At 55.4% G+C, this 13,568-nt stretch carries 11 protein-coding genes; 9 read left to right on the top strand and 2 right to left on the bottom strand.

All coding sequences use genetic code 11. The features are described from left to right. Positions 1–31: 31 nt before the first annotated feature. The 4 genes from DWB63_RS05180 to aat all read left to right on the top strand — a co-directional run bounded on the left by DWB63_RS05180 (position 32) and on the right by aat (position 4,089). On the top strand, positions 32–628 hold the full coding sequence (locus tag DWB63_RS05180) for a class IV adenylate cyclase (protein WP_128327746.1): 597 nt from the start codon (positions 32–34) through the stop codon (positions 626–628). 80 nt (positions 629–708) lie between these two features. Then, positions 709–1,023 (top strand): ATP-dependent Clp protease adaptor ClpS, encoded by a 315-nt coding sequence (locus DWB63_RS05175; protein ID WP_128327745.1) that lies wholly within the window; start codon positions 709–711, stop codon positions 1,021–1,023. Positions 1,024–1,025: 2 nt separating this feature from the next. Then, a complete protein-coding gene (clpA, locus tag DWB63_RS05170) occupies positions 1,026–3,347 on the top strand; it encodes an ATP-dependent Clp protease ATP-binding subunit ClpA (protein ID WP_128327744.1) in 2,322 nt (773 codons plus the stop codon). Between the two features lie 49 nt (positions 3,348–3,396). After that, the gene (gene aat, locus DWB63_RS05165) at positions 3,397–4,089 is read left to right on the top strand and encodes a leucyl/phenylalanyl-tRNA--protein transferase (protein ID WP_128327743.1); all 693 of its coding nucleotides are present in this window, start codon (positions 3,397–3,399) and stop codon (positions 4,087–4,089) included. 6 nt (positions 4,090–4,095) lie between these two features. Here the strand turns inward: aat and DWB63_RS05160 are convergent, their stop codons facing one another. Then, positions 4,096–4,575, bottom strand: a complete 480-nt coding sequence (locus tag DWB63_RS05160) for a hypothetical protein (protein ID WP_128327742.1) — start codon at positions 4,573–4,575, stop codon at positions 4,096–4,098. Positions 4,576–4,659: 84 nt separating this feature from the next. On the opposite strand from DWB63_RS05160, the gene uvrB reads away from it, so the two are divergent. From uvrB to dapB, 4 genes are read left to right on the top strand one after another with little or no spacing between them, the layout of a single operon-like run. Beyond that, complete coding sequence (gene uvrB, locus DWB63_RS05155) at positions 4,660–6,663, top strand: excinuclease ABC subunit UvrB (RefSeq protein WP_128327741.1); 2,004 nt, start codon at positions 4,660–4,662, stop codon at positions 6,661–6,663. 3 nt (positions 6,664–6,666) lie between these two features. Further along, positions 6,667–7,701, top strand: a complete 1,035-nt coding sequence (locus tag DWB63_RS05150; protein ID WP_128327740.1) for a potassium channel protein — start codon at positions 6,667–6,669, stop codon at positions 7,699–7,701. A gap of 23 nt (positions 7,702–7,724) precedes the next feature. After that, positions 7,725–9,779, top strand: coding sequence for an NAD-dependent DNA ligase LigA (ligA, locus tag DWB63_RS05145; RefSeq protein WP_128327739.1), 2,055 nt, complete (start codon positions 7,725–7,727; stop codon positions 9,777–9,779). Positions 9,780–9,815: 36 nt separating this feature from the next. Beyond that, entirely contained in the window at positions 9,816–10,595 is a 780-nt protein-coding gene (gene dapB, locus DWB63_RS05140) for a 4-hydroxy-tetrahydrodipicolinate reductase (RefSeq protein WP_128327738.1), read from the top strand. A gap of 62 nt (positions 10,596–10,657) precedes the next feature. On the opposite strand, the gene cls is transcribed toward dapB, so the two are convergent. Continuing rightward, the gene (gene cls, locus DWB63_RS05135) at positions 10,658–12,106 is read right to left on the bottom strand and encodes a cardiolipin synthase (RefSeq protein WP_128327737.1); all 1,449 of its coding nucleotides are present in this window, start codon (positions 12,104–12,106) and stop codon (positions 10,658–10,660) included. A 108-nt stretch (positions 12,107–12,214) separates the two neighbouring features. Between cls and DWB63_RS05130 the strand changes: the two genes are divergently transcribed. Next, a complete protein-coding gene (locus DWB63_RS05130; RefSeq protein WP_128327788.1) occupies positions 12,215–13,564 on the top strand; it encodes an MATE family efflux transporter in 1,350 nt (449 codons plus the stop codon). Positions 13,565–13,568: the final 4 nt, after the last annotated feature.

The raw sequence follows: 13,568 nt of genomic DNA, 5'->3' as shown, positions 1-13,568 counted from the left end.
CTGTGTATAGCAACTCAAAGGGAGAAAGCCAATGACGCTTGAGTGCGAATTGAAATATCTCAATGCCGATCTGAAGGATTTGAGTCACCGTTTGCAGCGGGCAGGTGGGGAATCTTCAGGCAGGTACCTTGAGGTGAACATGGTTTTTGACCGTCCGGACCGTTCGTTGAAGCAGGACGGGATATTGTTGCGATTGCGGGAAAAGCAGGGCAGAGGCGTACTCACGGTCAAACGGCCGCCCGACGTTGTTCAGTCCTCAATCCTCAAGGTCTTCGAGGAGATCGAAACAGCGGTGGGGGACGTTTCGGTCATGAAAACGGCCTTGGAGGCTGTTGGTTTCATGCAGGTTTTCGCATATGAAAAAGTGCGTGAAAAATGGCGGTTCATGGAGTGCAACGTCTGCCTTGATCAATTGCCCTTCGGGGATTTCGTCGAAATAGAGGGCACAGACGACTCCGTGCCTGCGTGCGCCAAGCTTCTCGGTCTTGATGTTGCTGCCACCACCAAGGAAACATACCATGGGCTGAACATCGAATATCGTCAGGCTCAGGGGCTCGAACCGGATGAAAACTTTGTCTTTGATGCTGCCGTTCGCATCTCCATATTGGATGAACTTGGCAAAGAATGAGCTTCAGCCCTCGACAGGCGGTTAAAAGGAATTTATATTGGTAAACAAGGAATACAAAGGATTGTTGGAGTCGAATACCCATGAGTGACCCTATTACCGGCGACCGTTTCGAATCGGAGTTGCTTGATGAACATGAAGTCAAGGAACCCAGAAAGTATAAGGTCCTGCTGCATAATGACGATTATACAACCATGGACTTTGTGGTTGAAATATTGGTGCGCGTCTTTCACAGAAGTGAGGCGCAGGCCACGGCAATCATGTTTTCCGTGCACAATCAGGGGTACGGGGTCTGCGGCACCTACACCGCCGAAGTGGCTGAAACCAAAGTTGATCTGGTGCACAGACTGGCTAAAAGTGCTGGTTTTCCGCTGAAGTGCAGCATGGAAGGTGAATAGTTATGACGATGCTCAGCAAGGAACTTGAGAGTGCGTTGACCTCTGCTGTCAACGAAGTGAAGCGAAGGAATCATGAATTTCTGACGCTCGAACATCTGTTATACGCCATATCCATCGAGGACCAGGGTGAAGAGATCCTGGAAGCGTGCGGCGCGGAGATGGAGCGGCTCAGGGATCAGCTTGGTCGGTTCTTTGTGGAGAATATGGAGGCGTTGCCGGAAGGCACCGAGTCCGAGGTCATCCAGACGCTGGGGGTTCGCCGTGTTCTGCAACGGGCTGTGTGGCAGAAAAAGGCCTCCGGCAAGAACACCGTGGAAGTGGGCGATGTCCTGGCCGCCATGTTCGACGAAGAGGATTCCTACGCGGTCTATTTTTTGCGTACTCATGACGTTTCCCGGCTCGATATCCTGGAGTTCATTTCCCACGGCATGTCCATGAGCGAAGATTGGAATGATTTGGGCGATGCCCCGATCAACAAGTCCAACCCGCTGGAAGGGCAACCCGGCGAGAAGAAGAGTCCGCTCAGCGAGTACACGGTCAACCTGACGGATCGGGCCGCCCATGGGTTCATTGATCCTCTGATCGGTCGGGCCGCTGAATTGGAGCGCACTGTTCAGGTCTTGTCCCGTCGGCGCAAGAACAACCCTATTTTCGTAGGTGATCCCGGTGTGGGCAAGACCGCCATGGCAGAGGGGTTGGCTCTCATGATCGTGGAGGGCAATGTGCCCAAGGATTTCCTGAAAGCGGAAATCTATGGTCTGGACATGGGCTCGCTCCTGGCCGGTACCAAGTACCGGGGGGATTTCGAAGCGCGTCTCAAGGGCGTGCTGGGCGAACTCAAGTTGAACCGGGATGCCATTCTGTTCGTGGATGAGATCCATACCATTGTAGGTGCTGGATCGGTCAGCGGCGGGAGCATGGATGCCTCGAATATCCTGAAGCCGTTGCTCCAGTCCGGAGAAATACGGTGCATCGGCTCCACCACCTTCGAGGAATACAAGAACCATTTTGAAAAGGACCGTGCCCTGTCGCGCCGTTTCCAGAAGATCGAGATCGCCGAACCAACAGTCGAAGAGACCGTTGCCATTCTCAAGGGGCTCAAGCCCCATTACGAGGAGTTCCACGGCGTCAACTATACTCATTTCGCCCTGAAGGCCGCAGCCGAATTGGCAGAACGGCACATAACCGACCGCTATCTGCCGGACAAGGCCATCGACGTCATGGACGAGGCCGGGGCGCTCTACAAGCTTTCCACCCGTCAGCGCAAGGGGAACCATATCAAGGTCGATGACATCGAGAAAGTTGTGGCCCGCATGGCCCGGATTCCGGCCCGTCGTTTGACCATGTCTGATCGTGAACGGCTCAAGAGTCTGGAAAGCGACCTTAAGTCTGTGGTTTTTGGTCAGGATGAGGCTGTTTCGGCTCTGGCTCTGTCCATCAAGCGTTCCCGTGCGGGTATGCGGCAGGTCGGCCGTCCCGTGGGCAGTTTCCTGCTCACCGGTCCCACCGGCGTGGGCAAGACCGAACTGGCTCGGCAATTGGCCAAGGTACTCGATATCGGTTTCCTGCGTTTTGACATGTCGGAGTATATGGAAAAACATGCCGTGGCCCGACTCATCGGAGCGCCTCCCGGTTACGTTGGTTTTGATCAGGGCGGATTGCTTACCGAGGGTGTGCGCAAGAAGCCTCATTGCGTGGTGCTGTTCGATGAAATCGAAAAGGCGCACCCCGATGTGTTCAATATCCTGCTTCAGGTCATGGACTATGCCACCCTGACGGACAATAACGGGCGCAAGGCGGATTTCAGGCACGTTATTCTGCTCATGACTTCCAATGCCGGTGCACGGGAGATGTCCAAGGGAGCCATCGGCTTCAAACGCGATGAAAACGCCGACCGTTCGGATGGAGCCATGAAGGCGCTGGAAAAACTGTTCAGCCCGGAATTCCGAAATCGGCTGGACTCCACCGTGGCTTTCAAGTCCCTGGAACAGCCGGTCATGGAATTGATTGCGGAAAAGTTCGTGCGTGAATTGAACGATCAGCTTCAGGATCGTCGGGTCGTTGTTGTCCTGACCGACAAGGCCCGTGCGAAACTGGCCGAATTGGGACATGACGCCGATATGGGTGCCCGTCCCATGGGGCGTGTCATTCAGACCGAAATCAAGGACGTCATTGCAGATGAACTGCTCTTCGGACGGTTGAGAAAGGGCGGTGTGGTTACCGTGGATGTGAGCGGAAAGCCCAAGAAGTCCAAGAAGACCTCCGACAGCGGCACAACAGGAGCGTTTGTCTTCTCATTTGATGCCGTGGGCAGACCTCAATAATTGAAGGTGTGACAGGGCGGCCCGCGCCGCCCTCTTTTTGGGCAGACAAATGACCATTTACCGTCTTTTTGATGACCCCGTATTCCCTGACCCGGAAAAAGCGGACCCGGACGGCTTGCTGGCCGTAGGGGGCGATCTCAGTCCGCAGCGGTTGCTGACGGCGTATGCCAACGGCATTTTCCCCTGGTATGCCGAAGATTCTCCCATCCTCTGGTGGTCGACCAATCCCCGTCTTGTCTTGATCCCGCATGAATTACACCTGCCGCGCAGTCTGCACAGGGTGCTTAACAAAGGCACCTTCACCTTCACCCTGGACACCCGGTTCGAAGCCGTGATCAGACGGTGCGCATGTTGTCCCCGGCCTGAGCAGGAGGGCACCTGGATAGTAGAGGATATGGTGGAGGCCTACACCCTGCTGCATGAGTTGGGCTACGCCCACAGCGTGGAGGCGTGGCAGGGGGATGATCTGGTGGGCGGGTTGTACGGCGTATCACTCGGTTCGGTCTTTTACGGTGAATCCATGTTTTACAATGTCCCCGATGCTTCCAAGGCAGCCTTTGCCGTGTTGGTGAAGCAACTCGAAAAGTGGCAGTTCAGCCTCATCGACTGCCAGCAGACCACCAAGCATTTGCTCCGGTTCGGCGCCAGGGAATTGCAGCGTTTTCGGTTCCTGGCCATGCTCCGTGAGGGCATGGAGGTGCCTACGCGTGAAGGGCGCTGGCGTTTTGACGGTCAGGCCTAGGGCACTCTAATCATCGTCAGCTATGGGCAGGTGCTGGCTCAAGTCGTAGTAGCCTTTGAGTGGAATTTGAAGTGGATAGCTCGGTATTTTTCCAAACTCGATGAAGCCGCCGTCCTTGCCGGGCTGGACTTGGGTGAAACCGGCAAGCCCTGCCGGAATCGGAAAGGTGAGCGGAGCGGAGTTGATAGCCGTAAGTCTTGTGGAATACTGCTCTTTCAGGTAATCAATAATGAGATCGCGTTCACTGTCCGTGAAGGATTCCAGAATGATTCTGCCGCTGCCCAAAACATTTGTGTGCGGGGTGTTGTCCTGGGTCTCGATGAGTCCGGAGAAGTTCGATTCCGCTTCCTCGACAGGGTCCCACGCAGCGCGGAAAAGCGAGACCTCCACATTGCGCCGACCCTTGAAGCTTTTGATGACCATGGAAAGGGAGTTGGCGCGTTCTATAGGGAGAGGGGACTGAGGGGTGGTGATGGTGATATCCATGAACGAACTCCGGGTCACGGTTGCAGTGTATGATTGATTCTTACGTGTTTTGATGGGCTATCTCAAGTCCTGGATTGAAGGTATATGCCAGATTTCAAACTTGTCAGCGAATATACTCTCAAGGGGGACCAGCCCGCAGCAGTAGCTGAGTTGATCAGCGGCCTGAACAGCGGCGTTCGCGATCAGGTTCTGCTCGGCGCCACCGGCACCGGCAAGACATTCACCATGGCCAATGTGGTGGCCTCCCTGAACCGGCCCGCCCTGGTTCTGGCTCCGAACAAGACGTTGGCCGCCCAGCTCTATACCGAGTTCCGCGGTTTGTTCCCAGACAACGCCGTTGAATATTTCGTCAGTTATTACGATTATTACCAGCCTGAAGCCTACCTGCCCCATTCTGATGTCTACATCGAGAAAGATTCCTCCATCAACGATAATATAGACAAGTTGCGCCATGCGGCAACCCACGCCTTGCTGACGCGTAAGGATGTGCTCCTTGTGGCTTCGGTTTCCTGCATCTACGGCCTTGGCTCTCCTGATTTTTATGCCAAGATGGTCATTCCCGTGGAAGAGGGACAGACCATGTCCATGGAGTCCCTGCTGGGTCGGCTGGTGGAGATTCACTATGAGCGCAACGACTACGATTTTCATCGCAGTACTTTTCGCGTGCGCGGCGACGTGGTGGAAATCATTCCAGCTTATAGTCAGGAAAAAGCCTTGCGCATCGAGTTCTTCGGGGACGAGATAGATTCCGTTTCCGAGACCGATCCGCTTACGGGGGAGGTCAAGGACCGTTTGCGCAAGACTGTCATCTATCCGGGCAGCCATTTCGTATCGGATCGGGACAACCTGAATCGCGCCGTGACCGATATCCGCGACGAATTGCAGGCTCAGTTGAGCAATTTCAAGCGGGCCAACAAGTTGGTCGAGGCCCAGCGATTGGAGCAACGGACCATGTATGACCTCGAGACCATTGAGGAGTTGGGGTACTGCAACGGCATTGAGAATTACTCCCGCCATTTGGACGGACGGTTTGAAGGCCAGCCGCCAGCCACTTTGCTTGATTATTTTCCGGAAGATTTCATCCTGTTCGTGGACGAGTCCCATATTGCCTTGCCCCAGGTGGGCGGCATGTTCAAGGGAGACCGATCGCGGAAGACCACGTTGGTTGATTTCGGGTTCAGACTGCCGTCCGCTCTGGACAACCGTCCGCTCAACTATGAGGAGTTTCAGGAGCGGATTCATCAGGCCGTGTATGTTTCCGCAACACCGGGTCACCTTGAGCTGGACCTGGCACAAGGGGTGGTCGTGGAGCAGATCATCCGTCCCACCGGGTTGGTTGATCCTGAGATAGAGGTTAGAAAAACACACGGACAGATTGACGATTTGCTGGCGGAGTGTAAGAAAAGACAATCCCGGAACGAGCGGGTTCTGGTCACCACGTTGACCAAGCGCATGGCCGAGGACCTGAACGAGTATTTGAATCAGATGGGTGTCCAGTCCAGGTATCTGCACTCGGACATCGACACCCTGGAGCGTATGGCCATCATCCAGGCGCTCAGGGCGGGCGAATTCTTTGTCCTGGTGGGTATCAATCTTCTTCGTGAAGGGCTTGATATACCGGAAGTGTCGCTGGTGGCCATTCTGGATGGCGACAAGGAAGGGTTTCTGCGTTCCGCACGCTCGCTTGTTCAGACCTTTGGGCGTGCCGCCAGAAATACCGAGGGGCGGGTTATTCTCTATGCAGACAAGATGACCGATTCCATGGCTGCGGCCATAGATGAAACCGATCGTCGAAGGCAGAAACAGCAGGCGTATAACGCGGAGCATGGTATCACGCCCACCACCATCCGCAAGAAGATGGACAATCTTTTCGGGGCACAGAGTGGAGCGGATACAGGTACGGCAACCATGGGACTGGCTGCCGAAGACGGCGCGGCCTATGGAGCGGATCCGAAGGTGTTGGGCAAGAACATCAAGCGGTTGGAGCGGGAAATGCGCGATGCCGCCAAAGAACTGGAATTCGAACGGGCTGCGGAACTCAGGGATCGCATAGCCCTGCTTCGTGAGCGCTTCCTTGAATTGGGGTAATCAATGATTGGATTAGTTCATCAAAGAATGCTGCGTCTGAGGGCGAAACTAGGCTCTTTTTGGAACATCATTCTCGGTGTTTTTTATCTCCTCGTGATTTTCATTGTGGGTATCGGCTTCTATATGCTCTACGAGCATTGGGACTTCGCCAGTTCCTTTTATATGGTTGTCATCACCCTTTCGACCGTTGGGTTCATGGAGGTCAATGAGCTCTCCGGTGAGGGCCGGATATTTACGGCGTTTCTGATTATGGGTGGTGTCGGCGGTTTCGTGTATATTGCGGGTGCGTTCGCACAGTTGTTGATTGAAGGGCGATTGCAAATTCTGTGGGGTAGGCATAAAATGATGAAAGATATAAGCAAGTTGAGAAACCACTTTATCGTTTGTGGTCATGGCCGCATTGGAAGTATCGTTGTGCAGGAGATCAGGGCTGAAGGTCTCGGCGTGGTGGTCATCGAATCGGACCCGGATCTCATCGACAAGATGGAGCAGGAAGGCATTTTGTGCATCGAAGGTGATGCCACAAGCGACGAGGTGCTTATGAGCGCCGGTCTTCTCCATGCCAAATCACTGATATCAGCCGTGACCAGCGAGGCTGCAAACGTCTATGTCACCCTGACGGCCCGTCAACTCAACCCTGATATTATCATCGTGGCCCGTGCAGGGGACAAGTCGCACATTTCCCGTCTGGAGCTGGCCGGAGCAAATCGTGTCGTACTGCCCCATTTCATTGGTGGACTGCGCATGGCCCAAAGTGTACTTCGTCCCACGGTGACCAACTTTCTCGAATTGGCTGTCCGCGGTGGTATTGATCTGCAGATGGAGGAATTGCCTGTTTCACCGTCGTCGGAGTTGGTGGACAAGGATCTCATCGAATCCAAGATCCGGGCCAATTTCAATCTTATCATCATTGCCATCAAGAAGGAGTCAGGTGAGATGGTCTTCAATCCCGGCCCCAAGGAAGTCATTAATGCCAACGATACGCTTCTTGCCGTCGGCAAGAAGAAGAATCTGGCTGATCTCAAAGAAATTTTATAATTATACTCAGGTAATTCGTGTAAATGATTTCATCAGACATTGTTAGTCGCGCGGCAGAGTTGCGCGAAAAAATTGAGTATCACAATCATCGTTATTACGTTCTTGATGCACCGGAAATAACCGATGCCGAGTACGACGAATTGTTTCGCGAGTTGTCTGTCCTTGAAGCTGCACATTCCGAACTCGATGACCCCAATTCTCCCACCAGGCGGGTCGGCGGCAAACCTGCCGAAGGGTTCACCCCCTACGAACATGCATTGCCTATGTACTCTCTGGACAACGGCATGGATTTGGATGCGTGGTATGCCTTCACCGATCGGGTTATCAAGGGGGTGGGCCAAAGTGATATCCGGTATTGGGCCGATCCCAAGATGGACGGCCTGGCCGTGGAGGTCGTCTACGAGCAGGGGCGGTTCGTTCGTGCGGCAACCAGAGGGGACGGGAGTACCGGCGAGGACGTGACCCGCAATATGCGCACGGTTATGAACCTGCCGCTCGCCCTGCGTGGAGACAACGTGCCGGAGTTGCTCGAAGTGCGGGGCGAAGTGGTTATGACCAATAAGGATTTCGCAGCCCTCAATGCTCGGCAGGCCGAGGCCGGAGATAAGATTTTTGCCAACCCGCGCAACGCCGCTGCCGGTTCCATTCGTCAACTCGATCCCAAGGTGGCCGCATCCCGGCCTTTGCGGTTCATGGCGTATGGAGTAGGGCGGGTCGAGTGGGTGGCCCCCGGTACGGAGTGGGCCACTCAGCAACAGATCATGGAAGGACTCGGTTCTTTGGGCTTTGCCATTCCGTCCGAGGCGAAGCTCTGCGATACCGCCCAGGCAGTGGCCGCTTATTTTGAAGAGCTGATGGTTCGTCGAAATGAGCTGCCGTTCGAAATTGATGGGGTCGTTGCCAAAGTGAACGACAGGGAAATGCAGCAGGCACTCGGATTTACTGCCCGCGCTCCTCGCTGGGCCCTGGCTCTGAAATTTCCGGCGCATCAGACCAAGACCCGTCTCAACGGCATCCGTATCCAGGTCGGACGAACCGGGGTTTTGACACCCGTGGCCGAGTTGGAACCCGTGGAATTGGCGGGAGTGGTGGTGTCCAACGCCACTCTGCACAATAAAGGCTACATCGAAGAGCGGGACTTTCGCATCGGGGATACTGTCCTCATTCAGAGGGCGGGTGATGTCATCCCGCAGGTCCTGTCCGTGGATATGGAGGAGCGGCCTGCCTCGGCTGAAGAATATGTCTTTATGATGGAATGTCCGGTCTGCGGCAGTGAGGCCAGAGAGGACGGGGAGCGAGTGATCTGCACCAACCCGGTCTGTCCTGCCAAGATCGTGCAGCGCATGATTCATTTCGTATCCAAGGCCGGCTTGGATATGGAGGGCGTGGGCAGAAAATGGGTCCAGAGGCTGGCCGAGGACGGGGTCTTGAATTCCCCTGCGGACCTTTTTATCTTGAAGAAGACTGACTTGCTCAAATACGAAGGCATGGGTGACAGGTCCGCCGAGAATTTCATCCGGGCCATTGAAAAGGCCAAGACTGCAGCCCCGCTGTGGCGACTCATCGCCGGACTGGGCATTCGTCATGTCGGAGAACAGACCGCACGCATCCTGGCCGACAATTTCGAGGATTTGGACGCCATCGGCCGGGTGACGCGTGAGGAGTTGCAGGAACTCAGCGATGTTGGGCCCGTTGTTGCCGAGAGTCTTTTCGATTTCTTTCATGGCGAGGAGTTCGCCGCCTTGTCTGTTCGCTTTAAAGAGGCCGGTTTCTGGCCCAAGGGCGGCACTGTCAGCGATGATACCGGCGCTGACCTGCACTTGTCCGGCAAGGTGTTTATCTTCACTGGCACACTGCCCGTAAAGCGGGACGAGGCTCAGGCCATGGTCGAGGAGCAGGGAGGAGTGGCGGTCAAGGTTATTTCCAAGAAGGTGGATTATGTTGTTGCAGGCGAGAAGGCCGGGTCCAAGGTAGCCAAGGCCGAAGCACTGGGGATTGAAGTCATTGACTTTAATGCCTTTCAGGCTTTACTCCAAAATAAGACGCCAAAACAACAGAAGACCTTGTTTGATTTTTAAGACATATAATTTCAAATTGTTACGAGGAGAGGCTCTATGAGTGTCGATGTCGTCATTTTGGGCGCAAAGGGCCGTATGGGCAATACGCTGGTCAATCTCGCCCTGGCTGATGAGGAGTTGAATCTTGTGGGTGCGTGTGAGCGCAAGGGCAATCTGGACGGGATGGTCTACGAAGACTGCGAAATTTCCGACTGTCTTGAAGAATTGCTGCCCAAGGTGCCGGGCGCGGTGATCGTGGATTTCACGGCCCCCGAATCCTCGGTGGCCATGGCCAAGATTGCCGCTGCGAACGGTAATCCCGCTGTCATCGGTACCACGGGTTTGAACAAGGATCAGTTGGCCGAGATTGAAGCCGCTGCCAAGGTGGTTCCGTTGTTTTGGGCGCCCAACATGTCCGTTGGCGTTAATGTCCTGCTCAAGGTGCTGCCGATCCTCGTGCAGGCGCTGGGCGATAATTACGACATGGAAATGGTGGAGACGCATCACAAGATGAAGAAGGATTCCCCCAGTGGTACGGCTCTCAAATTGGCCCAATGTCTGGCCGGGGCCAGAGGCTGGGAGTACGATGATGTCAAAAAGCACTGTCGTGACGGCATCATCGGCGAGCGTCCGAAACAGGAGATCGGTGTCCAAACCCTGCGCGGCGGCGATGTGGTCGGAGACCACTCCGTGTATTTCTTCGGCCCGGGGGAGCGTATCGAGGTCACCCACCGTGCCCATTCACGCGAGATGTTTGCTGCAGGTGCAATGAAGGCAGTCAAATGGCTGGCCGGACAGAAGCCGGGCAAGCTTTATTCCATGGCCGACGTTTTGTAGTCTGATTTGAGTGTGAATTGGAGGGAGTCTTGTCTGAGGCTCCCTTTTTTTGTGCTGAAAGGTCAGAGGATTGGCGACAGCAGACGGGCGAACCTGATGACGGTCTGCTGGAGATAATTCTTCTGGTCATACTCGTCGGGACCTGTTTCGATACATTTGGTGAAGTCGTCCAGGAACATTGCTTCTATCTCTCGGCAGAATGCGGTTCCCTGGATGAGTATGGTAATCTCGAAATTGAGCCGGAACGATCGGTTGTCGAGGTTGGCCGTGCCGACCCCGGCCAGGGTGTCATCTACCAGGAAGACTTTTTGGTGCAGGAATCCGGCATCATAGCGGTATATTTTGATTCCGGGCATGGAGAGTTCCTTGAGACAGGCGAAACCGGCGAGGTATACGAGCAGGTGGTCGGCCTTCATGGGCAGCATGATGCGGACGTCCACGCCACGCATGGCGGCCATTTGCAGGGCCTTCATAACGGAACTGTCGGGTACGAAATACGGGCTGGCGATCCAGAAACGGTCCTGTGCGGACTCGATGGCCTGGATGAACATCAGCGAACAGGACTCCATGGCATCATCAGGCCCGGTGGCCAGGGTGAGGACTTCGGCTGATCCGGTCTTCTTCGGCATGGACAGGTCCAGTTGGGGAATCGAGCGGGTCGCCCAGTACCAGTCCTTGCCGAAGCTGACCTGTACGCCGAGCACGGCAGGCCCCGTGATTTTGATGTGGGTGTCGCGCCATCCATTGAATCGGTTTGTTGCCCCGCCAAGATACTCGTTGCCGACATTGTGGCCGCCGACAAAGGCTGTGTGTCCGTCAATGACCACGATCTTGCGGTGGTTTCGAAAGTTGAGCTGAAAGCGATTCCCCGGTCCCCTGGTCGTGTGGAAGGGGTGCGCTTCGATACCGGCCTGGCGCAAGGTGTCCCAATAGGTTTCCGGGGTGGCGTGGCTGCCTATCTCGTCATACAGGAAGCTGATGCGTACGCCTTCTCCTGCCTTTTTTATGAGCAGTTCCTGGAGCTGTTTTCCCAGGGTATCGTCATGGACGATGTAGAATTGAATCAGGATGTAGTGTTGGGCGGCCTCGATATCGGAGAAGATCGCCTTGAACGTCCTGGTGCCATTTATGAGCAGTTCAATGTCGTTGCCATCCATGAAGGGCGTATTGGCAAGGGTCTCGAAAATTGTTCTGGGGGAGTGAAGATGTTTTCGCTCCAGCATTGGTTTTACGGACGGAATGTCATGGTTGTCGCCGAGGAGTTGATGGAATTCGGCAAAACCCGTTCGCATGGTGCTCGCATAGCCGTGGAATTTGGCTCGACCGAAAATCCAGTACAGAGGCAGGGTCAATACGGGGAAGGTGATTAACGAGATGGCCCAGGCGATGGCCCCTTGGGGGGTGCGGGTTTCACGCACCGCGATGACGGCCGTGATGATGCCCGTAATTTCTATCGCGGTGTAGCAGATGCTGGCGAGGCCGAGCAGAAATGATACCTCCATGGCTTCCATATGCCCCTAGTTATCAGAAACATAGGACAAATGGGAAGCACCTCTTGTCATTTCAGGTGGAGTATGATCAGGCTTTCCGGGCAGGAGTACCCAAATGTGTCAGCAAGCATGAACGAACGGCCGAACCACCATCCTTTCCTGGACAAACCCAACCGTACGTTGCTTCGGCTGGCTGTTCCCGTGCTCTTCTCTCTGGTGGCGGAGCCTCTGACCGGCCTGGCTGATACCGCGTTCGTGGCCCGGTTGCCCGGCTCTGAGCCTGTGGCGGCCTTGGGTATAGGCACGGTGGCGTTTACCTCCATTTTTTGGGCGTTCACTTTTCTGGGAATCGGCACGCAGACCGAGGTGGCCCAGTCAGAGGGAGGCCGTGTTCATGAGAGGGCGGTCAAGGTCCTGTCTCTGGCCTGTGTTTTGGCAGTCGGTATCGGTGTTGCCATCATGCTGGGAGCTGTGGGGTTTCTGGCCTCCATTGCCGAAATTTTCGGAGCAGAAGGGGCAGTGAATGAACTGGCCTGCGAATACATGTTCTACAGGTTGTTGGGTGCGCCTGCCGTGCTCGTATCCCTGGCATGTTTCGGCGGGCTTCGCGGCGTCCAGGACATGCGCACACCCTTTTACGTTGCCGTGGGCATCAATGTGGTCAACGTCCTGCTTGACTGGCTGCTCATTTTCGGGGGCGGTCCCATTGCGCCCATGGGAGTGGCCGGGGCGGCCATTGCCAGCACGGTCAGCCAATGGATCGGGGCGGTCTGGTGTCTTTGGGCCGTATGGAAGCGCATCGGTCTGACCCTGCATATGCAGGGAGCAGGGCTTTCCAGGCTCATGAAGGTGGGCGGCGATCTGTTCATTCGTACCGGGGCCGTGCTGGTGTATCTGGCCCTCTGCACCCGTGTTGCCAACCGTTTCGGCCCTGATCAGGGGGCAGCCTACCAGGCCATCCGGCAATTCTTCATTTTCTCGGCTCTGTTTCTGGACGCCTTTGCCATAACCGGCCAAAGTCTGGTCGGGTTTTTCCTCGGCACAGGGGACCGTTTCCAGGCCCGACGGGTTGCCCGGTCGGTCTGCTTGTGGAGCCTGGGTACGGGCGCTGTCATGGGAGTGCTGATGCTGCTGGGCGAGCAGGCCGTGGCCTGGTTATTGGTTCCTTCGGCAGCTTACGGCGTATTCGGGCCAGCCTGGACAGTGGTCGCACTCAGTCAGCCTGTCGGTGCTCTTTCCTTTGCAACAGATGGAATTCACTGGGGAACAGGTGATTTTTATTATTTGCGGAACGGCATGTTGGTGGCCTCGGTTGTCTGCGGGGCGTGTGTCCTTGCGATAGAGTTCTATCAGCCCGTCCATGTGCTGGTCTTCATCTGGCTGGCAACAGCCCTGTGGACCGTGATTCGGGCCGGATTCGGTCTTGTCCGCATCTGGCCGGGCATTGGTCGGGCGCCTTTGGCGTTGGACAAAAAATAAGGTC

Source organism: Pseudodesulfovibrio sp. S3 (assembly GCF_004025585.1).
In the GTDB taxonomy this organism is placed as follows: Bacteria; Desulfobacterota; Desulfovibrionia; order Desulfovibrionales; family Desulfovibrionaceae; genus Pseudodesulfovibrio.
This window is presented reverse-complemented; position numbering and strand designations above follow the sequence as displayed.

What these genes read in the sequence shown, in the direction of transcription:
- DWB63_RS05180 (WP_128327746.1), top strand. Translation starts at nt 32, where the DNA reads ATGACGCTTGAGTGCGAATTGAAATATCTCAATGCCGATCTGAAGGAT.
- DWB63_RS05175 (WP_128327745.1), top strand. Translation starts at nt 709, where the DNA reads ATGAGTGACCCTATTACCGGCGACCGTTTCGAATCGGAGTTGCTTGAT.
- clpA (WP_128327744.1), top strand. Translation starts at nt 1,026, where the DNA reads ATGACGATGCTCAGCAAGGAACTTGAGAGTGCGTTGACCTCTGCTGTC.
- aat (WP_128327743.1), top strand. Translation starts at nt 3,397, where the DNA reads ATGACCATTTACCGTCTTTTTGATGACCCCGTATTCCCTGACCCGGAA.
- DWB63_RS05160 (WP_128327742.1), bottom strand. Translation starts at nt 4,575, where the DNA reads ATGGATATCACCATCACCACCCCTCAGTCCCCTCTCCCTATAGAACGC.
- uvrB (WP_128327741.1), top strand. Translation starts at nt 4,660, where the DNA reads ATGCCAGATTTCAAACTTGTCAGCGAATATACTCTCAAGGGGGACCAG.
- DWB63_RS05150 (WP_128327740.1), top strand. Translation starts at nt 6,667, where the DNA reads ATGATTGGATTAGTTCATCAAAGAATGCTGCGTCTGAGGGCGAAACTA.
- ligA (WP_128327739.1), top strand. Translation starts at nt 7,725, where the DNA reads ATGATTTCATCAGACATTGTTAGTCGCGCGGCAGAGTTGCGCGAAAAA.
- dapB (WP_128327738.1), top strand. Translation starts at nt 9,816, where the DNA reads ATGAGTGTCGATGTCGTCATTTTGGGCGCAAAGGGCCGTATGGGCAAT.
- cls (WP_128327737.1), bottom strand. Translation starts at nt 12,106, where the DNA reads ATGGAAGCCATGGAGGTATCATTTCTGCTCGGCCTCGCCAGCATCTGC.
- DWB63_RS05130 (WP_128327788.1), top strand. Translation starts at nt 12,215, where the DNA reads ATGAACGAACGGCCGAACCACCATCCTTTCCTGGACAAACCCAACCGT.